The organism is Streptomyces sp. B21-105 (genome assembly GCF_036898465.1).
Taxonomy (GTDB): domain Bacteria; phylum Actinomycetota; class Actinomycetes; order Streptomycetales; family Streptomycetaceae; genus Streptomyces.
Genome location: NZ_JARUMJ010000001.1, coordinates 8,454,641 through 8,475,244 on the forward strand (window position 1 = coordinate 8,454,641; position 20,604 = coordinate 8,475,244).

General features: G+C 70.5%; 24 protein-coding genes and 1 pseudogene. 7 read left to right on the plus strand and 18 right to left on the minus strand.

Annotated elements, in window-relative coordinates; genetic code table 11:
• The first annotated feature begins 187 nt into the window (after window positions 1–187).
• The 3 genes from QA802_RS37835 (at window position 188) to trhA (ending at window position 3,066) form a co-directional block, all read left to right on the plus strand.
• Window positions 188–1,459, plus strand: coding sequence for a sensor histidine kinase (locus tag QA802_RS37835; RefSeq protein ID WP_334535139.1), 1,272 nt, complete (start codon window positions 188–190; stop codon window positions 1,457–1,459).
• Window positions 1,459–2,091 carry a response regulator gene (locus tag QA802_RS37840; RefSeq protein WP_334532666.1) on the plus strand — a complete coding sequence of 211 codons (633 nt, stop codon included), beginning with the start codon at window positions 1,459–1,461 and terminating at the stop codon, window positions 2,089–2,091. The genes QA802_RS37835 and QA802_RS37840 overlap by 1 nt, the downstream gene beginning before the upstream one ends.
• Before the next feature lie 180 nt (window positions 2,092–2,271).
• Window positions 2,272–3,066, plus strand: a complete 795-nt coding sequence (gene trhA, locus QA802_RS37845; protein ID WP_334532669.1) for a PAQR family membrane homeostasis protein TrhA — start codon at window positions 2,272–2,274, stop codon at window positions 3,064–3,066.
• Window positions 3,067–3,154: 88 nt separating this feature from the next.
• Here trhA and QA802_RS37850 read toward each other — a convergent pair.
• Window positions 3,155–3,346 (minus strand): annotated as a pseudogene (locus tag QA802_RS37850) (STAS domain-containing protein); the annotation flags it as partial.
• On the opposite strand from QA802_RS37850, the gene QA802_RS37855 reads away from it, so the two are divergent.
• Window positions 3,321–3,713: a MerR family transcriptional regulator gene (locus QA802_RS37855; protein ID WP_334532672.1), complete on the plus strand. Its 393-nt coding sequence runs from the start codon at window positions 3,321–3,323 to the stop codon at window positions 3,711–3,713. The pseudogene QA802_RS37850 and the gene QA802_RS37855 overlap by 26 nt on opposite strands.
• A 55-nt stretch (window positions 3,714–3,768) precedes the next feature.
• Window positions 3,769–4,158: a WD40 repeat domain-containing protein gene (locus QA802_RS37860; RefSeq protein ID WP_443042234.1), complete on the plus strand. Its 390-nt coding sequence runs from the start codon at window positions 3,769–3,771 to the stop codon at window positions 4,156–4,158.
• Here the strand turns inward: QA802_RS37860 and QA802_RS37865 are convergent.
• From QA802_RS37865 to QA802_RS37900, 8 genes are all read right to left on the minus strand, one after another.
• The gene (locus QA802_RS37865; protein ID WP_319169111.1) at window positions 4,125–4,949 is read right to left on the minus strand and encodes a citryl-CoA lyase; all 825 of its coding nucleotides are present in this window, start codon (window positions 4,947–4,949) and stop codon (window positions 4,125–4,127) included. The two genes, QA802_RS37860 and QA802_RS37865, sit on opposite strands and share 34 nt — an antisense overlap.
• The gene (locus QA802_RS37870; protein WP_334532676.1) at window positions 4,933–6,120 is read right to left on the minus strand and encodes a CaiB/BaiF CoA transferase family protein; all 1,188 of its coding nucleotides are present in this window, start codon (window positions 6,118–6,120) and stop codon (window positions 4,933–4,935) included. Before QA802_RS37870 ends, QA802_RS37865 begins: the two co-directional genes overlap by 17 nt.
• Before the next feature lie 3 nt (window positions 6,121–6,123).
• Entirely contained in the window at window positions 6,124–7,599 is a 1,476-nt protein-coding gene (locus tag QA802_RS37875) for an amidohydrolase family protein (protein ID WP_334532679.1), read from the minus strand.
• Between the two features lie 4 nt (window positions 7,600–7,603).
• On the minus strand, window positions 7,604–8,122 hold the full coding sequence (locus QA802_RS37880; protein WP_334532682.1) for a DoxX family protein: 519 nt from the start codon (window positions 8,120–8,122) through the stop codon (window positions 7,604–7,606).
• Window positions 8,119–9,000 carry a dioxygenase family protein gene (locus QA802_RS37885; protein ID WP_334532687.1) on the minus strand — a complete coding sequence of 294 codons (882 nt, stop codon included), beginning with the start codon at window positions 8,998–9,000 and terminating at the stop codon, window positions 8,119–8,121. Before QA802_RS37885 ends, QA802_RS37880 begins: the two co-directional genes overlap by 4 nt.
• Before the next feature lie 214 nt (window positions 9,001–9,214).
• Window positions 9,215–10,204 (minus strand): nuclear transport factor 2 family protein, encoded by a 990-nt coding sequence (locus QA802_RS37890; RefSeq protein WP_334532690.1) that lies wholly within the window; start codon window positions 10,202–10,204, stop codon window positions 9,215–9,217.
• A gap of 111 nt (window positions 10,205–10,315) precedes the next feature.
• Complete coding sequence (locus QA802_RS37895) at window positions 10,316–11,032, minus strand: YceI family protein (RefSeq protein ID WP_334532693.1); 717 nt, start codon at window positions 11,030–11,032, stop codon at window positions 10,316–10,318.
• A 125-nt stretch (window positions 11,033–11,157) separates the two neighbouring features.
• Window positions 11,158–12,123 carry an SDR family NAD(P)-dependent oxidoreductase gene (locus tag QA802_RS37900; protein ID WP_334532696.1) on the minus strand — a complete coding sequence of 322 codons (966 nt, stop codon included), beginning with the start codon at window positions 12,121–12,123 and terminating at the stop codon, window positions 11,158–11,160.
• 97 nt (window positions 12,124–12,220) lie between these two features.
• Here QA802_RS37900 and QA802_RS37905 point away from each other — a divergent pair, with 97 nt between their 5' ends.
• Window positions 12,221–12,796: a TetR/AcrR family transcriptional regulator gene (locus tag QA802_RS37905; RefSeq protein ID WP_334532699.1), complete on the plus strand. Its 576-nt coding sequence runs from the start codon at window positions 12,221–12,223 to the stop codon at window positions 12,794–12,796.
• A 339-nt stretch (window positions 12,797–13,135) separates the two neighbouring features.
• On the opposite strand, the gene QA802_RS37910 is transcribed toward QA802_RS37905, so the two are convergent.
• The 9 genes from QA802_RS37910 to QA802_RS37950 form a co-directional block, all read right to left on the minus strand.
• Window positions 13,136–13,975 (minus strand): class III extradiol dioxygenase subunit beta, encoded by an 840-nt coding sequence (locus tag QA802_RS37910; protein ID WP_334535141.1) that lies wholly within the window; start codon window positions 13,973–13,975, stop codon window positions 13,136–13,138.
• Between the two features lies 1 nt (window position 13,976).
• Window positions 13,977–14,333 carry a protocatechuate 4,5-dioxygenase subunit alpha gene (gene ligA, locus QA802_RS37915; RefSeq protein WP_334532702.1) on the minus strand — a complete coding sequence of 119 codons (357 nt, stop codon included), beginning with the start codon at window positions 14,331–14,333 and terminating at the stop codon, window positions 13,977–13,979.
• A gap of 32 nt (window positions 14,334–14,365) precedes the next feature.
• Entirely contained in the window at window positions 14,366–15,118 is a 753-nt protein-coding gene (locus tag QA802_RS37920; protein WP_319169100.1) for an SDR family NAD(P)-dependent oxidoreductase, read from the minus strand.
• On the minus strand, window positions 15,115–15,396 hold the full coding sequence (locus QA802_RS37925) for a muconolactone Delta-isomerase family protein (protein WP_319169099.1): 282 nt from the start codon (window positions 15,394–15,396) through the stop codon (window positions 15,115–15,117). The genes QA802_RS37920 and QA802_RS37925 overlap by 4 nt, the downstream gene beginning before the upstream one ends.
• A gap of 28 nt (window positions 15,397–15,424) precedes the next feature.
• Complete coding sequence (locus tag QA802_RS37930; protein ID WP_334532707.1) at window positions 15,425–16,141, minus strand: alpha/beta fold hydrolase; 717 nt, start codon at window positions 16,139–16,141, stop codon at window positions 15,425–15,427.
• Complete coding sequence (locus tag QA802_RS37935) at window positions 16,138–17,196, minus strand: Rieske 2Fe-2S domain-containing protein (protein WP_334532709.1); 1,059 nt, start codon at window positions 17,194–17,196, stop codon at window positions 16,138–16,140. Before QA802_RS37935 ends, QA802_RS37930 begins: the two co-directional genes overlap by 4 nt.
• A 131-nt stretch (window positions 17,197–17,327) precedes the next feature.
• Window positions 17,328–18,365 carry a PDR/VanB family oxidoreductase gene (locus QA802_RS37940; protein WP_334532712.1) on the minus strand — a complete coding sequence of 346 codons (1,038 nt, stop codon included), beginning with the start codon at window positions 18,363–18,365 and terminating at the stop codon, window positions 17,328–17,330.
• A gap of 145 nt (window positions 18,366–18,510) precedes the next feature.
• Window positions 18,511–18,849 (minus strand): hypothetical protein, encoded by a 339-nt coding sequence (locus tag QA802_RS37945; protein ID WP_334532714.1) that lies wholly within the window; start codon window positions 18,847–18,849, stop codon window positions 18,511–18,513.
• Complete coding sequence (locus tag QA802_RS37950; protein WP_334532716.1) at window positions 18,846–19,595, minus strand: PIG-L deacetylase family protein; 750 nt, start codon at window positions 19,593–19,595, stop codon at window positions 18,846–18,848. The genes QA802_RS37945 and QA802_RS37950 overlap by 4 nt, the downstream gene beginning before the upstream one ends.
• Before the next feature lie 275 nt (window positions 19,596–19,870).
• Here QA802_RS37950 and QA802_RS37955 point away from each other — a divergent pair, with 275 nt between their 5' ends.
• Complete coding sequence (locus QA802_RS37955) at window positions 19,871–20,554, plus strand: 4-carboxy-4-hydroxy-2-oxoadipate aldolase/oxaloacetate decarboxylase (protein WP_334532718.1); 684 nt, start codon at window positions 19,871–19,873, stop codon at window positions 20,552–20,554.
• The last annotated feature ends 50 nt before the right edge of the window (window positions 20,555–20,604 follow it).

Consider the following 20,604-nt stretch of genomic DNA (forward strand, 5'->3'; position numbering starts at 1 on the left):
CAGTTCCTGCTCCTCGCTTCGTCGGTGCCTCCACGAAACCGCCCAAGCCCCTGACGGCGCAGTGAGGCAGGAACGAGACCTGGGGTAGGGCCAGGCATACCCCCGATACGGATCCTGGACCGATGGCGCCGGACCGACGGGGCCATCTACGGTCATGCACATGCACCCTCGGAACGTGTGGCAGGCCATGTCCCGGCCGGGCTTTCTGCTGTCGGCCTGGCCCTGGCGCTCCGCCGCGTATCTGCTCACCGGCGCGCTGACCGGCGTCGTCACCCTGGTGGGGATCGTGACCGCGGCCGTGGTCTGCGGGGCGCTCGCCCTCGTCCTGGTGGGGCTGCCGCTGCTCGTGCTGCTCGCCCTCGGCGGGATCCCGGTGGCCCGGGTGGAGCGGTACAGGGCGCGCCTGGTCGACCGCGACCCGCTGTCCGGCCGGCACCGGACGCCGTCCGCGCCGGGACTGCGGCCCTGGCTGACCACCCGGCTGCGCGAACAGACGACCTGGCGGGAGCTCGGGTACACGCTGCTGTTCGCCGGGCTGCTGTGGCCGGTCGACGCCCTCGCCGTCACGGTCGCGCTGCTCTTCCCCCTGTCCATGGTCGCCGCTCCGCTGCTGATGGCCACGGTCGGCGACGGCCACGAGACGAAGGTGCTCAAGCAGTGGACGGTCACCACCTGGCCGACCGCTTTCGGCGTCGCCGTCCTGGGCCTGCTCCTGACGGGCCTGTGCGCCTATCTGCTCGGCGTCACGGCGGGCGCCCGCGCCGCGCTGGCCCGGCTGCTGATCGCCTCACGCGAGGGCGAACTCGGCGCCACGGTGGTCGAACTGGCCCGCTCCCGTGTCCGGTTGGTCGACGCCTTCGAGGCCGAGCGGCGCCGTATCGAGCGCGATCTGCACGACGGAGCCCAACAACGCCTCGTGGCGCTGACGATGACCCTCGGGCTGGCGCGCCTGGACGCCCCGCCCGGCCCGCTCGCCGACCAGCTCACCCGGGCCCACGAGGAGGCCGGCAAAGCACTCGCGGAACTGCGCGAGCTCATCCACGGCATCCACCCCCAGGTCCTCACGGACTACGGCCTGCCCGCCGCGGTCAGCGATGCCGCCGACCGCTGCGTGGTCCCCGTCGACGTCGACCTCGCACTGCCGGGACGGCCCACCCGGGCGGTCGAGTCCGCCGCCTACTTCGTGGTCTGCGAGGCGCTGGCCAACGTCGACAGACACAGTGGCGCCGGCCGCGCGCGGGTGAGCGGCGGTCATCACGACGGACGCCTGTTCCTCGAAGTGCGCGACGACGGCCGCGGCGGCGCGGACCCCTCGGCGGGCAGCGGCCTCACCGGCCTCGCCGACCGGGTCTCGGTCCTGGATGGCAGACTTGCCCTGACCAGTCCGCCAGGTGGACCGACCCTGTTGCGTGTGGAGTTTCCTTGCGAGGTGACGAAGGCGGCCGACCGCTTCGCGTAGTGCTGGCCGAAGACAGCGTGCTGCTGCGCGAAGGGCTCGTCGGCCTGCTCGACCGCTGCGGCCACGAGGTGGTGGCGGCCGTCGGGAACGCGCGGGCGCTGATCGCCGCGGTCGAGGAGCACGCCCCCGACATCGTGGTGACGGACGTACGGATGCCGCCCGGTTTCCAGGACGAGGGACTGCACGCGGCGGTACGGCTGCGGGAGAGGCGCCCCGCACTCCCCGTCCTGGTCCTCAGCCAGTACGTGCAACGGACGTACGCCGCCGAACTCCTGGACTCCGGCGACGGAACAGGCGTCGGCTATCTGCTCAAGGACCGGGTCGGCCAGGTCGGGGAGTTCGTGGAGGCACTGCGCAAGGTGGCGGACGGCGGCACGGTCGTCGACCCCGAGGTGGTGCGCCAGTTGCTGCGCCGCCGCCGCGATCCGCTGGAGCAGCTCACCCCGCGCGAACGCGAGGTGCTGGCACTGATCGCCGAAGGCAGGTCCAACGGCGCGATCGCCGAGGAGCTGGTGGTCTCCGAGGCGGCGATCGGCAAGCACATCGGCAACATCCTCGCCAAGCTGGACCTGCCTCCGACGGACACCACGCACCGCAGGGTCCTGGCCGTCCTCGCCTACCTCCGGGCCTGACCCACCGAACGCACCGGACCACCACCGTCGACGACGACCACCCCGCCCACGCCCAGGGCCGATCCGGCTGCCGGCTGCCGGTATCGGGCCGACGGTCCTCGACCCCCGCCGGACCCTCGCTGGACTCCGGGCGGCCCCCCGCTGGACCGCACGCTTCCGACAGTTCGAGAGGATGGGCGCATGATCGCCGAAGAAACCGAGCCGCCGTCCCGGGACCGAGAGCCGCAGCGCGGGCCCGGCAGTCCGTTTGACGCCTCGCGCGTCGCGCCACACGACGACACTTCCGCCACGACCCGGCGGCCGACGACCGCCACCGGCCTCGAAGGCGGCATGGAGCGGGCGGCGGCGGCGCTGAAGCCGCGGCTGCGCGGCTGGCTGCACGCCGGCGTGTTCCCCGTCGCGCTGGCCGGCGGGATCGTCCTGCTCGCCGTGTCACGCTCGGCGGCGGCGGTGGCGGCCTGCGCGGTGTACGCGGTGTCGGCGTGCCTGCTGTTCGGCACCAGCGCGGTCTACCACCGTGGGACGTGGGGCCCGCGCGGTGGGGCGGTGCTGCGGCGGCTGGACCACGCGAACATCTTCCTCATCATCGCCGGCACCTACACGCCGCTCGCGGTGGTGCTGCTGCCCGCAGACCGGCAGCGGTTGCTGCTGACCGTGATGTGGGCGGGCGCGCTGGCCGGGGTCGCCTTCCGCATCCTGTGGATCGGGGCTCCCCGGTGGCTGTACACCCCGTGCTACATCGCGCTGGGCTGGGTCGCCGTCTTCAATCTCCCCGACTTCGCGCGCACCGGCGGAGCAGCCGTCGTCGTGCTCGTCATCGCCGGCGGCCTGCTCTACACCGCGGGCGCCGTCGTCTACGGACTCAAGCGCCCCGACCCGTCACCCTCGTGGTTCGGCTTCCACGAGGTCTTCCACGCCCTGACCATCGCCGCCTTCGCCGCGCACTACACGGCCATCCTCCTCGCCGTCGCATAACCGCACATGACCCGCCCACCCGGACAGCGGGGCGGCCGAAGCCTCCCGATCCCACCGGCCTCGTCGTGCGGGCGCGGGGCGCGGGGGGTCAACGGCTCCCGGTGAGTTCTCCGCTGAGCGTCCGGTGGATGCGGGCGCTCGGCTCGTTGAGGCCCTTGATCTCGACGGTCTTCCCGCGCTGGGCGTACTTGGTCTCGACGGCGTCCAGCGCGGCCACGGAGGAGGCGTCCCAGATGTGGGCGGCGGACAGGTCGATGACGACCTTGCCGGGGTCGCCCGCACGGACCGAGCTGTCGCTGCGCACCATCCGGCACTACGAGGAGACGGGTCTCCTGATCCCCTCCGCCCGCTCCCGGGGCGGTTTCCGCCTCTACACCGAGTCCGACGTCGCCCGTCTGATGGTCATCCGCCGTATGAAGCCCCTCGGCTTCGCTCTCGACGAGATGCGGGCCCTGCCGGAGGCGACGGACCGCATCGACTCGGGCGCGCAGCTGCCGCCCGACGAGCACGTGGCACTGCTCGACCGGATCCGCGGCTTCGAGCAGGCCGCCCAGCGGCGAGTGGCGGACCTGCGCACCCAGCCGGCGAGGGCGGAGGAATTCGCGGCCGCTCTCGCACAGCGTCTCCCGCCGTCCCACCAGTCCTGAGGCAGTGGCCGCACGGCACCGTCGACTGTCACTGGGACCTCACGCGCCCTCTGACGTGCTGTCGCCACGGGGGCTCAGCACGCTGGCGTTCAGTCCCGACGGGAGCCGCCCGGCGGCGGGCGACCGCACTGGCCGGGTCGCCCTGTGGGACGGAGACCTGCGTCGCCGCGCCGCTGTTCTGCGCAACGTCCTCCCGGCCCCGCTCGGCGATGCCCCGGAGGCGGTGAGCGCCCTCGCCCTGAGCCCCGACGGCCACACCCTCGCTGTCGGCGGTGACGCCGGCACCATCCAGCTCTGGGACACCACCACCCAGCAGCCCCTCGGCGGACCCCTCCCCTCCCCGGGCGAGCCCATCGACTCCCTCGCCCTCAGCCCCGACAGCACCTCCCTCTACGCCGGCGGCGGCCACGGTCAGGCGTGTCCCGGGGGGCGCGGGGCGTCGTAGGGCTGTGCCGGGACGGGCCGGTTGTTGCGGTCCACCGACAGGAAGATCTCGTTCGCCAGGGGTGTCCGGATCTCCTCCGCGAGCTGGCCGATGAGTCCCGCCGTGCGGGCGAGGAGCGCGAAGGCGCGCAACAGTTCCAGTGGCAGGCCGAGGTCGGCGAGCGCGGCGCCGCAGACGCCTGCGCCGTTCAACGGAAGTGTTCTGCCCAGCACTTGGAGGTGGACCCGGCCAACGGCCGCGAAGAGCGACAGGTGCGGGCCGAACAGCCCCTCCTCCCTGGCGATGTGGAACAGCCGAGGGGTGCGGGGGTCGCCCTCTTTGTGTACGTGGTGCCCGAGCCCGGGGATCATCCTCCCCTCCTCCCGCGCGGAGCGCACGGTGGCGAGGGCCAGCTCGTCCCAGCCCGCCTCGTCGGTCGGGGGGCCGCCCCCGGCCGTCGACAGGGCGTCGTGGAGGAACCTGCCGCAGTCCTCGGTCACGCCGAGGAAGTGCGAGCCGCCGCCCAGCAGCCCGGCGGCGAGGGCACCCTGGACCGAGTCGGGCGCCGACAGGTACGTCAGCCGGGTCGTGATCGCTGTCGGGGTGAAACCGTGATCGGCGAGGGCGGCCAGCACGGACTCGAACACCCGTGTTTCCCCCGGGGTGGGCCGGCGCTGCGTCGCGAGCCAGAACGCCAGCTCGCCGAAGCCCACCTCGCCCATCACCTCCGCGGCGAGGTCCTTCCCGAGCAGGGTGATGCTGTGCAGGGAGGACGCCCCGAGGGCGGTCGGGTAGTCAGGCTTGTCGGCCATCGTCTTCTTCCGTGGAGTCGTCCAGCCACTTGCGCAACTCGGCCCCGTGCTCGTCCAGCTCGGGAGGGGGCAGCCGGTAGGCCGCCGGGGTCTGCGAGAAGCGGATCGGGTGCCGTGTCGTGGGTACGGCCCGATGCCCTTCGCCCACCTCGACGACCGGGTCGAGCCCGAAGCGTTCCGCCATGGCGAACCCGCCGTCGATGGTGTTGATCGGCCCGCAGGGGACGCCCGCGTCGACGAGCAGGTCGAACCACTCCAGAGCCGTCCTCGTCCCGAACCGCTCGGCCAGGAGAGGCCGCAGCTCCTCGCGGCGCTCGGTGCGGTCGGCGTTGTGCCTGAAGCGCGGATCGTCGGCGATCTCGGGGGCGCCGAGCACCTCGCACAGTCTGCGGAACTGTCCGTCGTTGGCCGCGGTGACGATCAGGTCCTGGTCGGCCGTCGGCAGCGGTTCGTAGGGAAAGACGCTGGGGTGCGCGTTGCCCATCCGGTAGGGGACGGTGCCGCCGGCGACGTAGGAGGAGCTGTGGTTGACCAGCCCCGTCAGCGCCGAGGACAGGAGGTTCACCTCGACGTGCTGGCCCTGGCCGGTCGCGTCGCGGTGGCGCAGCGCGGCGAGGATGCCGATGGCGGCGTGGTTGCCCGCCATCACGTCGAAGACCGAGATGCCCGCCCGGTACGGCGGCCCGTCGGGATCACCGGTGAGACTCATCAACCCGGAGATCGCCTGCACCATCAGGTCGTACCCGGGGACCTTCCGGCCGGGTCCGGCGCCGAAGCCGCTGATCGAGGCGTAGACCACGCCCGGGTTCACGCTGCTCACCGAGGGGTGGTCCAGGCCGTACCTGGCGAGCCCACCCGGTTTGAAGTTCTCGATCACGACATCCGCGCGCCGGGCCAGTTCCCGGGCCAGACGTGCGTCGGTGTCGTCACGGAAGTCGAGCGCGATGGAGCGCTTGCCGCGGTTGACGCCCAGGTAGTACGTCGAGACACCGTCGCGCGCCGGGGGCGTCCAGGTGCGGGTGTCGTCTCCGCTCGGCCCTTCGACCTTCACCACGTCGGCCCCGAGGTCGGCCAGCAGCATGGTCGCGTACGGCCCCGCCAGGATGCGGGAGAAGTCCGCCACCAGCAGCCCGTCCAGCGGTCCGCGCGGCCCGGATGAACCGCCGTCCATGGCCTACGCCTCCTCGTGCTGCACTGCGACGCCTTCGCCGCGGTACTCGCTGTAGGTGTACGGGTTGGAGATCATTTCGTCGGTCGGGATCTCCGGCTCGACGGCCTCCCGCCAGGCGTCCTCGCCCATGGTGGTGCGCGCGTACTCGACGGTCGCGGCGACGGCGGTGCGCGCCCGGTCCAGGTCCACGCCGATCAGCTCGTGGGCGTACTTCACCACGGTTCCGTTGACGAGCACGGTGTGCACGTCGGCGCGGGTGGCCTGGTACACCACGTGGCCGTAGGGGTGAAGGATCGGGTACATCGCCGCGCTTCTGTCGTTCTTGAGCAGGACGAGGTCCGCCTTCTTGCCCGGGGTCAACGAGCCGATGCTGTCGGCGAGTCCGAGTACGCCGGCGCCGCCGATCGTGGCCCATTCCACGACGTCCCGCGCCCGCAGCCGGTGGTGCACCACTGTCTCTCCGGCCGCGTGGGCCTCCATGTGCTCGCGCGTGCGGTCGGCCGAGAGGGTGGCGCGCATGGCGGAGAACAGGTCGCCGCTGAACCAGACGCTGGTGTCCATCGACAGCGACACGGGGATGCCGTGGCGCCGCAGGCGCCAGGTGGGAGGGTAGCCCTGGCCCGCGTTGTGCTCGCTCTCCGCCGAGACCGACACCGTGCCGCCGGAGGCGGCGATCCGCTGGTAGGAGTCCTCGCTGAGCGTCGCCGAGTGCACGTAGGTCACGTCGGGCGTCATGAACCCGTGGTCCCACATGAGTCGGATGCCGTTGTCGTCGGTCGCGCCCCAGACTCCGGCGTGGGTGGTGACCGGCAGGCCGAGCTCACGGGCCGCCTCGAAGGCCGCCTGTTCGGGGAAGGCCTCGTCACCGGTGACGTCGAAGGCGAGTTGCAGACCGAGCATGTCGTCCCGCGAGGAGAAGTGGCGGTCGACGAAGGACCGGAACTCCTTCGAGCGGGTCCACTCCCAGGGGGCGCCGAGCAGGTTGCCGTAGGCCAGCACGAACCGGCCCGGGACGGAGCGCAGCGATTCGACGGCCGCGTCCGCGTGCTCGGATGTCTGCAGGCCGTGCGACCAGTCGACGGTGGTGGTCACACCTGCGTCGAGCGCCTCGATGCCGGACAGCAGGTTGCCGGCGTGGATGTCCTCGGGGCGGAAGATCTTGCCCCAGTTGAGGTAGTAGAAGACGAAGTACTGCGAGAGGGTCCAGTCCGCCCCGAGGCCGCGCAGTGCGGTCTGCCACATGTGCCGGTGCGTGTCGACCATGCCGGGCATGAGGATGCCGCCGGCGCAGTCCACCACCACGGCGTCGTCCGGTGCCTGGAGGCCTCTTCCGACCTGTTCGATCCGTTCGCCGCGGACCAGTACGTCGCCGCCGTCGAGCAGGCCGATCGCGGGGTCCATGGACAGAACGGTCGCGTCGCGGAACAGGACGGGGCGTCCGGCGGCGAAGTCTTCTCTGCGTGGTTGTTCGATCGTCATGCGGTCACCTCGTTGTGGAGTTCGTGGTCCGGGCCCGCAGTACCCGGGATCGGGCGGTCAGGGGTACCGCCGCGGTGGCCAGGCCGAGGGCAGGCGCGGCGGATCCCCAGGCTGGGCCGTTGAGTTCGGTCAGCCCGAGCAAGTGGTCGAGTGACCAGGCTCCGGGGCCGGTGAGAGCGAGGACGGCGGCCACCGCGCCGTACCAGAAGGGGACCTCGCAGCCGCCCTTCTGGGCCCAGAAGCCGTTCGGCGCGGTCGCCGCGGCCGCGACCGCCATGGTGCCGACGATCACCGCGCAGCCGCCGGGCGTCAGCAGACCGGCCGCGACCGAGGCCGCCCCGGCGAGTTCGGCAAGGCCGGCGACCAGCACCATCCGGTGGCCGGGTACGAAGCCCCACTTCTCGAAGACGGCGGCGGTCCCGGCGCGCCCCGCGCCGCCGAACCAACCGAACAGTTTCTGGGTGCCGTGGCCGAACAGCAGCGCGGCGAGCAGCAGTCGCAGCAGGAGCAGCCCGAGATTCACGGCTGCGGCTCGCTCGTCGTCCGGGGCTGCAGCACGAAATCGAACTCGGCGCGCAGGTACGGCTCGTCGATGGTGCCGCCGTCGGGGGAGGAGCCGGCCGGTTCCTCGGCGAAGCGCACGATCAGCTCGTCCTTGGTGCCGAACACGACATCGGTGTCGAGGAATTCGGAGCCCTGCCGGAACAGGTGGGTGATGAGCTTCTCGTGGCCGGGGTGGTCGATCAGGAAGTGGATGTGCGCGGGACGGAAGTGACTGATGTCGGTCCTGCCGATCAGGTCACCGACCGGACCGTCCATCGGGATCGCGTAGCCGCGTGGTGCGATGGTGCGCACGCAGTACGTGCCGTCCGGTCGCGTCCGGTACTGCGCGCGCAGCCGGGCCTCGTCGATCTCCGGCAACTGCGCCTCGTAGGCGCCGTCGGCGTCGGCCTGCCATACGTCCAGGACGACGTCGGGCAGCGGCGTGCCGTCGAGGTCGAGGACCCGACCCGTGATGAACAGCGGCGTGCCCGGGACGCTGTCCGACATGTCGGCTCCGAAGCCGGCCGTCGGAGAGCCGTCGATGTGAAAGGGACCGAGCACCGTCGCCGGGGTGGCCTTCGCCGAGAAGCGGTGGTTCAGCTGGACGACGAGCGTGCTCAGACCGAGGACGTCGGAGGCGAGGATGAACTCCTGGCGTTTGTCGTCACTGATCCGGCCGGTCGCCGTGAGCCACTCGACGGCCGCCGCCCACTCCTCCTCCGTCAGCCGGACCTCGCGGGCGTACGCGTGAAGGTGCCGCACCAGCCCTGTCATCAGCTCGGCGAGCCGGGGCGAGTGAGAGGTGGCCCACCGCTTCACCGCCAGGTCGCTGAGGTTGTCCTCCGTCACGAAGGCCATGGAATGCTCCTCGATTCGTTCCGGGCTCGACCCTGCGCGGACGATTGTCCGTACAGCGGACACAGTGACGCATGATTGACTCGTAAACAAGCCCTTGGGTGGCTGCATGCCGAGCTTTAAGGGCATGGCCGCGATCGGACGTATGTCCGCTGTCGAGAACGGGTGCCCGTCACCGGGCGGGTGACGGGCCACAGGGCCGCGATGACCGGAGGGGTCAGAACATCGTGTTGTCGTTGGCGGAGGCGGCCGGGACGTCCTGTACGGCGTCCCAGTGCTCGACGATCTTGAGCTTGCCGTTCTTCTGCTTCTCGACCCGGAAGATGTCCACGACGGACTGCCCACGGTCCTCGGGGCTGAGACGGTAGTGGGCGTGGATGGCGACGTAGTCCCGGTCGGCGATGACACGCTTGCGTTCCACGATCAGGTTCGGGAACTGGCGGAAGAAGTCGGTGAACTGCTCACGCAGGCCGGCCGAGCCGTTGGGGATGGTCGGGTTGTGCTGGTAGTACTCCGGTGCGAGGTACTTGACGGCGTCGGGGTTCTTTTCGACGAGGAGGGTGTCGAAGTAGCTGGTGGCGATCTTCTCGCTGAGGGATGTGCTCCAGCGGGGGCCGCTGGGCTGGTTCGTGTGCGGGTTGCTGACCGTGCCGAACATGTCGTTTCCGTTGACGGTGGTCGCCGGCACGTCCTGGACCGTGTCCCAGTGCTCGGCGATCATGCCGCTCTTGGGGTCGAAGCGGAAGATGTCGACCACGGCCGTGCCACGGGTGCCGGGCTCGTAGACGGGGTTGGAGTGCACCAGGACCAGGTTGCCCTGGGCGAGGACCCGCTTCACGTTGTACTGGTGGTCCGGGAAGCGCGCGGTCCAGTCGCGGATGAAGTTCTTGATCGCTTCCCGGCCGTTGGGCGCGGCGGGGTTGTGCTGGATGTAGTCCTCGCTGATGTACCGGTCGGCGACCGAGAGGTTGCCCTCCTCGAAGAGCTGGGTGAGGACGTGGACGGCGACGCGCTTGTTGCGCTCCTGCGTGGCGGGGCTCGTGTGCGGGGCGTCGAGGCCGAGGGTCGGTCCGCTGCGGGACGGGGCGGAGGCGGTGGCGGCAGGTGCGAAGCCGGCCACGACTCCGACGGTCGCCGCGGCCAGGAGGGCGGCTATGGCCTTACGGGTCGTCCGGGTGGTGCTGTTCGACCGGGTGGTCCTGTACATGGGGGGATCTCCGATGCGTTGCGGACGGTGGTGAAGCGCGTCGTGGGTGTCTGGTGAGGGATCGCGGGCTCGAGTGAGGGGACTCGTGTGACCCTCTGGCCCCGTATGGGTTCAGGCGCGGTCGAAGGTGAGGAGGAACTCGATGACTCCCTCGTCCTCCACCGCGATCCCGCCGAAGTCGGGCGCCTCGACGCCGTAGTCGGCGAAGGTGACCGGGATGGAGCCGTTGACCCGGAAGCCGTCGGCGGTGCGCTGGGCGTCGAGCTCGAAGGAGACGGAGTTGGTCTCACCGTGGACGGTCAGCTCGCCCGTGGCCTTGGCGCTGACCTGCTTGCCCACCTCCGGCGTCGAGCCGAAGTCAACGGGCGCGGTGAGCTCGAAGGTGGCCTCCGGGTACTGCTCGGTGTTCATGACCTGGCCGCGGAACTGGCCGTCGCGCTGGTCGGAGTCGCTCTTCACCGAGGTCAGGTCGACGGTGAAGGATCCGCTGACGGCCCGGTCGCCCTCGATCTTCAGCTCGCCGGTGACCTTCTCGGTGCGGCCCACCGCCGTGACGTTCTGGCCGAAGAGGACCTCGTCGACCCGGTAGCCGGCCTGCGAACCACTCGCCACCCGCCAGGCGCCCTCGACGCCCTTCTGTCCGGTCTGCTCACCGGAGGAGCTGTCGGACGAGTCCGAGCCCGGCGCGTTGTCGAGCGAGAGGGCGGCCGGTGGCTCGTCCTGGACGTAGTTGATGTAGATGTAGGGCCCTGCCGTGGCCAGGACGGCGATGGTGGCTGCGCCGGCGACGAGCCAGCGCTTCCAGTGCTTGCGGATGCTGCCTGCCATGGTCGTCTCCCTAAAGGTTTCGTATTTCAACTGAAATTTCAAGTACTTGGTCGCAGGTCGCCCTGAAGCGGAACGGGGCGCTGCGGGGGTGCGCAGTTCCGCCGTGGGCGGCGAGCGGCGGAAGGTCAGTCCAGGAGCTGCTCGGAGACCTGCCAGAGTCGCTCGGCCGCCTCCGGATCCAGGGCGTACTCGGCGACCCCGGTGTCGGTGCCCGGCTGGTGCGGTGGGGCCTCGTTGCAGTCCTCGAAGTACCGGCCGCTGATGCCGTCGAGCAAGGGTGAGGCGGCCAGCAGGACGGAGGTCGCAGCGCCCTGTTCGACCGATTTGAAAGCCATCTCGGGCAGGGGCGTTCCCTCGCCGAGGACGGCTTGCAGGTGGGTCATGAACAGGCCCATCTGCGCTTCGTCCATGTGGCGTCCCAGGTTGGTCTGGATCCCGCCGGGCATCAGCGCGTTGGCCGTGATCCCGTCGTCGGCCCATCGCCGGCCGGCCTCGACCGCGAACAGCACGTTGGCCGTCTTGGACTGCCCGTACGCCAGCCACGGGTCGTAGGGTCGCTCGGTGAAGTGGAGGTCGTCGAAGACGACGGGCGAGAAAAGGTGCCCGCTGGAGCTCACGGAGACCACGCGGGCGCCGCCGGCCTCGGCGAGCGGGCCGTGCAGTTGGGTCGTCAGGGCGAAGTGCCCCAGGTGGTTGGTGGCGAACTGCAGGTCCCAGCCCTGGGGTGTGCGGCTCTCGGGGGCCGCCATGACCCCGGCGTTGTTGACGAGGATGTGCAGTGGACCCTGCCACGCGGCCGTGAAGGCGCGGACGGATGCCGGATCGGTCAGCTCCAGCGCGGCGACCCGTACGTTTTCGTTGCCGGTGGCGGTTCGGACGGCCTCGGCGGTGCGGTGGCCGGCCTCGGTGTCCCGTACGGCGAGCGTGACCTCCGCGCCGGCGCCGGCGAGCGCCCGGGCGGTCTCCACGCCGATGCCGGACGCGGCCCCGGTGACGACGGTGCGGCGGCCCGTGAGATCGATGCCCGCGATGACCTCGGAAGCCGTGGACCGGCTGGTGAACGCAGTGGTGATGCCTGTCCTTGTGGCCATGCTCGCAATGCTCCCTGCTACGCTCGAAGCGGAGGTTCCTCCGGTTGCTTGGAATTTAAGCGGAGGACCCTCCGATTGTCCAGAAGGAAGGAAAGCTGTGACCGCCACCACACGCGGGCTGCGTGCCGACGCGAGACGCAACCGGGAGCGCCTGCTCGAAGCCGCGGGGCGCGCGTTCTCCGAGGTCGGCACGGACGCGTCCCTCGAGGCCATCGCCAAGGACGCCGGCGTGGGCATCGGAACGCTCTACCGGCACTTCCCCACCCGCGAAGCCCTGCTCGAGGCCGCCTACCGCAACGAACTCGCCCGGGTCTGCGACAGCGCCACGGAACTGCTCGCACAGCTCCCGCCCGACCAGGCCATGCGGCAGTGGATGGACCTGTTCATCGACTACCTGGCCACCAAGCAGGGCATGGCGGACGCGCTCAAGGCCGTCATCGCCTCCGGCGACGAGGATCCGTTCGCCGAGAGTCTGGACCGGATCAGCACCGCCATCAGCACCCTGCTGCACGCCGGGGCCGAAGTGGGAGTTCTGCGCTCGGACGTGGACCCCCTGGACGTCGGCTTCAGCCTCGGCGGTGTTCTGCTGATCACCAGCGACAAAGGGCTGCGCGACCGCGCGGGCCGCATGCTCGACCTCCTGCTCGACGGCCTCCGCTACCGCTCCGGCTGACGCGCCCCGATGCGAGAAGGGTGTCCAGGGACGGGCCTCGCCGCGCGGCACACCCGTGCCAGGAGCGACAGGGCCGTCGGGCTCCGTTCGGTCGCGAGACACCGAGCGGCTGGGCGTACACAGCAAGCACCGCGAGATCGCCTCCATGGATTCGGGGGCGGTCGCGGATCGTCGTGAGCCGCGCCCGTCATCCACGGGGCCGTCGTCGCCACGCGGGTCGGGGCTCCGAGCCGCGGATCGAGCGTCATGTCGATCGCGCCGGGCGAAGCCCCGAGGCGTCGATCCGGTGCCCTGTCGCTCCCGCGTCACGGGCGTCGGCGGGTCAGGGCTGACGGAGAATCACCGGCCCAGGTTCTCGAACAGCACCATGCCGGCCGCCGTGTTGGACGCGGGTACGTGGTAGGTCTCGTGCACGCGCCGGATCCGTGGCCCCAACGCACCGCGCATGATCAGCCACATGATGAGTTCGATGCCCTCGGAGCCGGCCTCGCGGATGTACTCCTCGCGGGTCAGCGCGGCCAGCTTCTCCGGCTCGTGCTCGATCGCGTCCAGGAACATTCGGTCGAAGTCCTGGTTGATCAGTCCCGCGCGGGCGCCCGCGAGTTGGTGGGACATGCCGCCCGTACCGAAGACGGCGACCTTGAGGTCCTCGGGGAAGGACCGGATCGCGTCGCCGAGCGCGCGGCCGAGGGCCAGGCACCGTGCGGCGGTCGGCTGCGGGTACTGGATGACGTTCACCAGGAGGGGCACCACCGCGCAGGGCCAGCGTTCGCCGGGATCGGGGCAGTACACCGACAGGGGAACGGTCAGGCCGTGGTCGACGTCGAGTTCCTGATAGACGGTGAGGTCGAAGGAGGCGTCGATCAGGCTGTTGACGAGGTGGTCGGAGAACTCGGGAGCGCCTGTGACCGCGGGCACCGGGCGGCTGCCCCATCCCTCGTCGGCCACCCGGTACGACTCCGCCGTACCGAGCGCGAAGGTCGGCGTGACGCTCAGGTCCACGGCGTTGGCGTGGTCGTTGTAGACGATGACCGCGATGTCGGGCGTATGCCGGGCCATCCACTCCCTGGCCGGCGTGTATCCGTCGAACAGCGGCTTCCAGTAGGGGTCCTCGGTCTTCCCGCGGTCCATGGCCGCACCGATCGACGGCACGTGCGATGTGGCCAGACCCCATGTCACCTCAGCCAAAGCTCCGCCCTCCCGCTTTCAGCGCCTGCGCGAACTCCTCGGTGGTCATGCCGGTGAACACGCCGCCGAGGTACTGCATGGATCTCTGGTCGACCATGGCGAGCTTGAAGACGTAGAAGATGGAGCCGCCCAGCTCCATCATCCGGTTCCAGTCCCGTCGCAGGACGGCGTCCCGCTGCTGGACCGTGAGTCCGTACGTCTCGCAGTACGCCGCTTCGTCGGCTTTGAACTTCTCCCGGCTCTCGGCCTCCTTGAGGGAACCGCAGAGCCGGTTCAGGGCCCGGGCGCGTCGGCTTTCCGAGGCGTCGAAGACGTAGGTGCCCGGGACCCGGGGTGTGATGCCGTTCAATTCGTTCCTCTCCTCTCCCGTGGTGTCGCCGGTCAGTGCAGGAGTCCGCCGCCGTCGCAGACGAGTGTCTGGCCGGTGACCATGACCGCGTCGGGGGACGCGAGATAGGAGACGAGGCCGGCGAAGTGCTCCGGGGTGACGAACTCCTCGATCGCCTGTCGGTGCATGGTCGCGGCGAACACCTCGTCGTCGGAGTGCGCCCGGGTGCCCGGAGTGGCCACCTGCGCGGGTGCCACCGCGTTGACGGTGATCCGGTGCGCGCCCAGCTCGCGGGCCATCACCCGGGTCATGCCGATGAGCGCGCCCTTGCTGGCCACGTAGGCGATCTGGCCCGGCGCTCCCGTGAAGAAGGTGCGGGACGCGACATTGATGACCCGCCCTCCGTACGGGCTTGCGCTCAGCCAGGGCACCGAAGCCTGCACCATGAGCAGCGGGCCGACGGCGTTGACGGCGAAGAAGCGGTGCAGTTCCTCAGGGGGAGTCTCCAACAGCGGTGCCCGGCCGGAGAGCAGTCCCGCGTTGTTGACGAGTACATCGATCCGGCCACCGCCGTACGTTTCGGCGATCTCCGTGACGGCCTGGCGGGTAGCGGCCCGATCTGTGACGTCGCAACGCCAGGCCCGGACACCCGGAGTCGGGTCCCTGTCGTCGGGCTCGGCGATGTCCAGGGCGGCGACCGTGAATCCGTCCTCGGCGAGTCTGCGGGCGACGGCGAGCCCCAGGCCACCGGCGGCACCTGTGACCACCGCGACCCGTGGGCTTCGACGGTCGGGGTCCATGGTCATGGCGTCTTCTCCTGCGGATGGGTGGCGAGCGCCTCGACGGTGATGTCCATCCATTTCCACATGGGCAGGGAGACCAGAGCGTCGTGCAGTTCCGCCGGATCGGCTGCCTCGTACAGGCCGATGGTCGCGTTGCGGCCCGGCACCCGCCACAACCGCTTGAGGATGCCCGCCTCCCTGAGCTGCATGGCCCGTTCGCGCTCGCTCTTGCGCAGGGACTCGCGTACGTCATCGGGGGTGTCCGGGGGCAGCATGTTCTCGGTACGGACGAGGAATTCCATGGGACGTCCCTTCACGGGTCGGTCACGGTCAGGCTGCCGCGATCTCCAGCAGCAGCTCGGCCAGTCGGTCGGGGGCCGTGACCATGGCCTCGTGCCCGGTCGTGATCTCGTGGACCGGCCAGCCACGGGCGGCGGCCCGCTCGGCGTGCGGGGTGAACACACGCATCCAGTCGGTGCATTCGATGAAGGCGCCGGGGACGTGGTCGGCCTTGCCGGTCAGCCGGAGCGGCTCGGTGTAGGTCAGCCAGGGGTGCGGGGTCAGTCGAGGGCCGAGCCAGTCCAGGTCCGACTGTTCCTCGATGCCGAGCACCCTCAGCGAGCGCACCGGGACGAGCCAGCCGAAGCCGGGGCCGGCCACGGACTCCCGGTAGTGCCCGGCGATGCGTTCGGGCAGCAGGTCGATGGCTGCCTCCCCGTCGTCGCCCACGAAGGCATCGAGGTGGACGCGCTTGGCCAGCCGGTCGGGGATGCGGTCCGCGACCCCGGTGACGACCTGGCCGGCGTAACTGTGCCCGACGAGCACGACGTCCCGGGCGTCGTGGGCCTCGATCAGCGCCACGACGTCCTGGATGTGGGTGCCGAGCCCGACCTGCGGGCTGAGCAGATGGGCACGGTCGCTCACCCCGGTCAGTGTCGGGGAGTGCACTTCGTGCCCGGCCTCCCGCAGCAGTGGTATGACGTGCTGCCATACCCATCCGCCGTGCCAGGCTCCATGAAGCAGGACGAAGACGTGGCGGCCGCTCATACGGACGGCCTGCTGTGAGGGGTGCGGGCGTCCTGTTGTGCGCGCTGTTCGCGGGCGAGCATCTTCGCCACCGCGCGGCGTCCGCGGAGTGCGGCGAGGTCGGACCTGATGCTGGACTCGGCGGTGCCGCCCGGATCGGTGGCGTACATGATCTCCTGCGCCTCCAGGGCGTCGACGTCCTCCTGCATCACGGCGAGCTGCTGCTCGTGCTGGAACCTCGTGAGCTCCTGGTCGTCGATGAGATAGTCGCGGCCCAGTGCGTAGAAGTCGTGCGTCTCGTTCCCGCGCCCCGGTGTCATCCCGTACAGCACCTTCATGTGGAAGCCGTCCGGCTCCTCGGTTCCGGTGGCCGCGACGCGGATGTTGAGGACGAAGATGCCCGGCGGGTAGAAGTCGCCGTCCTGCCAACGGTCCACCGGAGAGGTCAGCCCGCAGGACTTCTCGTAGAACGGAGGGGCCTCGATGCCGATCATGCGTCGGCTGAAGCCGACCCGGTCGCCGTCCACGGTCACGTCGATCGGGGTCGCGGCTACGGCGGCGTTGCCGATGCTCGTCGGATGCAGGAACGTCTCGTGGGTGAGGTCGAGCAGGTTCTCCAGGAGCAGCATGTGCCGTGCCTTCAGCGGGACGACTCCGTGAACATGGGTCCAGCTCGGGTCGGTCAGCCACGAGGTGTCGGGCAGCAGGCTCTCGTCGGCCAGTTCGGGGTCTCCGGGCCAGATCCATATGGCGCCTTCCCGTTCGACCAGGGGAAACCGGCGCAGTGCAGCCTTGGGCCGGTCGGCCTGCTCGGCGACCCCGACGCACACGCCCCGGCCGTCGAAGCGGTAGCCGTGGTAGTCGCACTGGAGGGTTCCCTCGTCGTCCAAGTGGCCCAGGGACAACGGGTACTTGCGGTGGGGGCAGCGGTCCTCGACGGCCGTGACGGTCTGGTCGGGCAGCCGGTAGAAGCAGACCGGGACGTCCGTGATCCAGCGCTGTGTGAGTGTTCGGCCGACGTCGTCGGACCAGGCTCCCAGGTACCAGCCGTTGCGCACATGCTGTGTCAATGTCATCGCGGGTCCTTTCTTCGGTGTCGGCCGTCCGGTTCGGGCGGTGCCGGATCGGTGATGGGTCGGTGACGGGTACTCAAGGCGTACGGGTCCGGCCCGACCGACAGAGCGCTGTCCGGACCTGGTCGGGGGTGTCAGAGATCCAGGACGAGGCGTCCGCCGCGCGCGCGGGAGACGCAGATCAACATCGTGTCGTTCGCGGCGCGCTCGTCCTCGGTGAGCAGTGAGTCGCGGTGGTCGACCTCGCCCTCCAGGACGGAGGTCTCGCACGAGCCGCAGATGCCTTCCTCGCACGAGGACAGGACAGGGACGCCCGCCTGCTCCACGGCCTTGAGGACCGACAGGCCGGGCGGCACGGTCACTGTGGTCCCGGAGGCCCGCAGTTCCACCTCGATGGGCTGCTCGGCCGCGTCGTCGGCAGGCTGCCGGACGGCCGCCGCAGCGAACCGTTCGACGTTCACCGCACCGGCCGGCCAGTCGGCGCAGTGCGCTTCGACCGCGTCGATCAGCCCTGCGGGGCCGCAGCAGTACACCAGGGTGGACGGGTCGGGATCGCCGAGGAAGCCGGCGAGGTCGAGCAGTCCGTGCTTGTCCTGTGGCCGCACTGCCACGCGCTCTCCGTGGCTCTCCAGTTCGGCCAGGAACGCCATGGACGAGCGTGTGCGGCCACCGTAGAGCAGGGACCATTCGGCCATGGCGGCGTCGGCCTCGGCGATCATCGGGAGCAAGGGGGTGATGCCGATGCCGCCGCCGACGAACAGGTACCGGGCGGCGGGCCGCAGCGGGAAGTTGTTGCGCGGGCCGCGCACCCGAAGTTCGCCGCCCTCCTCGACGTGGTCGTGGATCCACTGCGATCCGCCGCGCCCGTCGGGCTCCCGGAGCACCGCGACCTGCCAGTGAGCGGTGTCTCCCACCGGGCCGCACAGCGAGTACTGCCGGGTGGCGCCCGTGGGCAGGACGACGTCGATGTGCGCGCCCGGCTGCCAGACCGGCAGCGGTTCGCCCGAACTCGCCACGAGCTTCAGTGCCACGACGTCGTCCCCCACCGCCTGCCGGGCCAGCACGGTGACAGTGCCTTCGAACTCGGTGCCGCGCCGGGTCCCGGACGGCGTTGCGGCTGCGGCGGAACCGAGAGGGTGCGTGTCCGGGGCGGTGGCTGAGGGGCTCGTCACGTTCGTCATCTCCTCGGTACGGTCGGCAGGGCGGGCCGCCGCCCGGTGCCGGTGGCGGCACGATCGACGCTAGCCACCGCAGGACGTCCAGGTCATCGCGCGAATGACCGGACCGGGGCGGCGTAGCGTCGTGGCCCGGACTACGTCATCCGTCGCGCGGGCCGGGCATGTCGTCGTCCCTGCCTGCCTGCGGGGCCTGGTCGAGATGGATCCGCACCTGGCGGTCGTCCTCGTTCCAGAGGGCTTCCACGACGGCGTGCAGTCGTTCGACGTCGGTGCGCCACATCAGTACGCCGTAACGGTCGTCGGGAGTGAGCGCGCCCTCGGGGACGGCCTCGGCCAACAGACTCCGGGGGGTGTACGGTCGGGCCGCTCCGTGCACCCCGTCGGTCTCGTCCGTGAAGTGCACGTACAGCGACGTGTCGAGGAAGGGAACCCAGACGTGTGTGGTCTCGCGGGCGCCCGGCACGTGGTGCGCCGTCATCCCAGGACACCCGTCGTCTGCGGGTAGAGCCGCACGTACGCCTCTCCCATGGTTGCGTGCGCGAGCCCGAGGTTGGGTCCGGCGTTGCGCTTCAGCTGGACGCCGCGCCGCTTGGCGAGGTCGGTGTAGTAGTCCCACATGTGCTGCTGTGCGGCCAGGCACTCCATGGCCTTGCGCTTCTTGTCGAAGACGGGGGTGATGTCCAGCAGGACGTTCGGCTTGAAGTCGCACTGCTCCGGCTGGTGCGGCTCGAAGAAGAACACCGGGGGAGCGCCGAGCGGTTCACCGGGCGCGTCGTAACCGACCGCCTGGGCGAGCACGCGTGCCTGGAGCCCCATGCGGGCGGCGGCCGGATGGTCGCCGTTGTAGGGGTCCGTGAGGGTGTGGGTGAGGACGACCGCGGGATCCGTCTCCCGGTACACGTGCACGACGCGGTCCACCAACTCCTGTGTCTCCAGCAGCGGATAGTCCCCGGCGTCCAGGAACTCGATCTCCGCACCCAGCGCGGCCGCGGCGTTCGTGGCCTCGGTGCGGCGGAGTTCCTTGATCTCGTCCAGGCGCAGACCGTCCCGCCAGGCACGGGCGGACTCGCCGCGCTCGCCGAAGCTCAGGCACAGCACCTTCGCGCGCTGACCGCGTTCGGCGGCCAAGGCGATGGCGCCGCCGGCCCGCCAGACGAAGTCGCCCGCGTGCGCGCTGATCACCAACAGCGAGCCGTCGGACGTACGGGAGGTGTCGTGGCTCATCAGGACTCCTTGGGTCGGGTGGGGTGGGTGGGGGAGCAGAGGGAGAGGCGCGTCGGCCCCGGATGCGGGCCGGCGACGGCCGGGACCGCTGGGGGCGGGCCGGGGCGGAGAACTCGGATGTCGGCCGAACTCCCATGCCCTGGCATGGACTTGACCGACGCGGCGACGCAAGGAGTCAGCCGAATTGATGTCACCATATATCCAACTTTCTTATTGACAAGACTGTTGACTTCATGAATTCTCCTGACACCGATCCCGAACCTCCCGGAGGAGATATGCGCGACCGCCACGTTGTTGTGAGGAACATCGCCCGGCCCGCTGCCGACGTCGTCGCCCGGCTCGCGGAGGCGGGGGTGTCCACGGTCCACGAAGCCATCGGCCGCCGCGGCTTCGTGGGGACCGGCCTGCTGCCCAATCAGCGGAACGTGCGCGTGGCGGGTCCCGCGGTGACGGTCAGCTCGCACCCGGGGGACAACCTGATGATCCACGCCGCCGTGGAGGTCTGCCGGCCCGGGGACATTTTGGTGGTGACCACCACCTCGCCGTCCACGGACGGCATGTTCGGCGAACTGCTGGCGACCTCCCTGGCCACCCGGGGCGTCATCGGCCTTGTCACGGGAGCGGGTGTCCGCGACACCGCCGAGCTGCGGGACATGGGTTTCCACGTCTGGGCGCGGTCGGTGTCCGCGCAGGGCACGGTGAAGGCGTCCCCGGGATCGGTCAACGTGCCCGTGACACTCGGCGGGGTGACCGTTTCCCCTGGTGATGTCGTCGTCGCCGACGACGACGGTGTGGTCGTCGTGCCCCTCGCGGAGGCGGAGGAGGCGGCCGAGCTCGCGGAGAAGCGGGTCGCCAGGGAGGCGTCCACCCGAGAGGTCCTGCGCTCCGGGACTCTGGGTGTCGATCACTACAGACTGCGCACCAAGCTGGCCGACCTGGGTGTCGTCTACCAGGACTGACCGTACGCCCCCGCTGCTGTGCCGCCGGAGCGCCCGCCTCCGGCGGCACA

Excerpts from the sequence above, each read along its gene's own strand:
- QA802_RS37835 (WP_334535139.1), top strand. The coding sequence starts at position 188 with ATGTCCCGGCCGGGCTTTCTGCTGTCGGCCTGGCCCTGGCGCTCCGCC.
- trhA (WP_334532669.1), top strand. The coding sequence starts at position 2,272 with ATGATCGCCGAAGAAACCGAGCCGCCGTCCCGGGACCGAGAGCCGCAG.
- QA802_RS37855 (WP_334532672.1), top strand. The coding sequence starts at position 3,321 with ATGACGACCTTGCCGGGGTCGCCCGCACGGACCGAGCTGTCGCTGCGC.
- QA802_RS37865 (WP_319169111.1), bottom strand. The coding sequence starts at position 4,949 with ATGGCCGACAAGCCTGACTACCCGACCGCCCTCGGGGCGTCCTCCCTG.
- QA802_RS37870 (WP_334532676.1), bottom strand. The coding sequence starts at position 6,120 with ATGGACGGCGGTTCATCCGGGCCGCGCGGACCGCTGGACGGGCTGCTG.
- QA802_RS37875 (WP_334532679.1), bottom strand. The coding sequence starts at position 7,599 with ATGACGATCGAACAACCACGCAGAGAAGACTTCGCCGCCGGACGCCCC.
- QA802_RS37885 (WP_334532687.1), bottom strand. The coding sequence starts at position 9,000 with ATGGCCTTCGTGACGGAGGACAACCTCAGCGACCTGGCGGTGAAGCGG.
- QA802_RS37890 (WP_334532690.1), bottom strand. The coding sequence starts at position 10,204 with ATGTACAGGACCACCCGGTCGAACAGCACCACCCGGACGACCCGTAAG.
- QA802_RS37895 (WP_334532693.1), bottom strand. The coding sequence starts at position 11,032 with ATGGCAGGCAGCATCCGCAAGCACTGGAAGCGCTGGCTCGTCGCCGGC.
- QA802_RS37900 (WP_334532696.1), bottom strand. The coding sequence starts at position 12,123 with ATGGCCACAAGGACAGGCATCACCACTGCGTTCACCAGCCGGTCCACG.
- QA802_RS37920 (WP_319169100.1), bottom strand. The coding sequence starts at position 15,118 with ATGACCATGGACCCCGACCGTCGAAGCCCACGGGTCGCGGTGGTCACA.
- QA802_RS37925 (WP_319169099.1), bottom strand. The coding sequence starts at position 15,396 with ATGGAATTCCTCGTCCGTACCGAGAACATGCTGCCCCCGGACACCCCC.
- QA802_RS37930 (WP_334532707.1), bottom strand. The coding sequence starts at position 16,141 with ATGAGCGGCCGCCACGTCTTCGTCCTGCTTCATGGAGCCTGGCACGGC.
- QA802_RS37935 (WP_334532709.1), bottom strand. The coding sequence starts at position 17,196 with ATGACATTGACACAGCATGTGCGCAACGGCTGGTACCTGGGAGCCTGG.
- QA802_RS37945 (WP_334532714.1), bottom strand. The coding sequence starts at position 18,849 with ATGACGGCGCACCACGTGCCGGGCGCCCGCGAGACCACACACGTCTGG.
- QA802_RS37950 (WP_334532716.1), bottom strand. The coding sequence starts at position 19,595 with ATGAGCCACGACACCTCCCGTACGTCCGACGGCTCGCTGTTGGTGATC.
- QA802_RS37955 (WP_334532718.1), top strand. The coding sequence starts at position 19,871 with ATGCGCGACCGCCACGTTGTTGTGAGGAACATCGCCCGGCCCGCTGCC.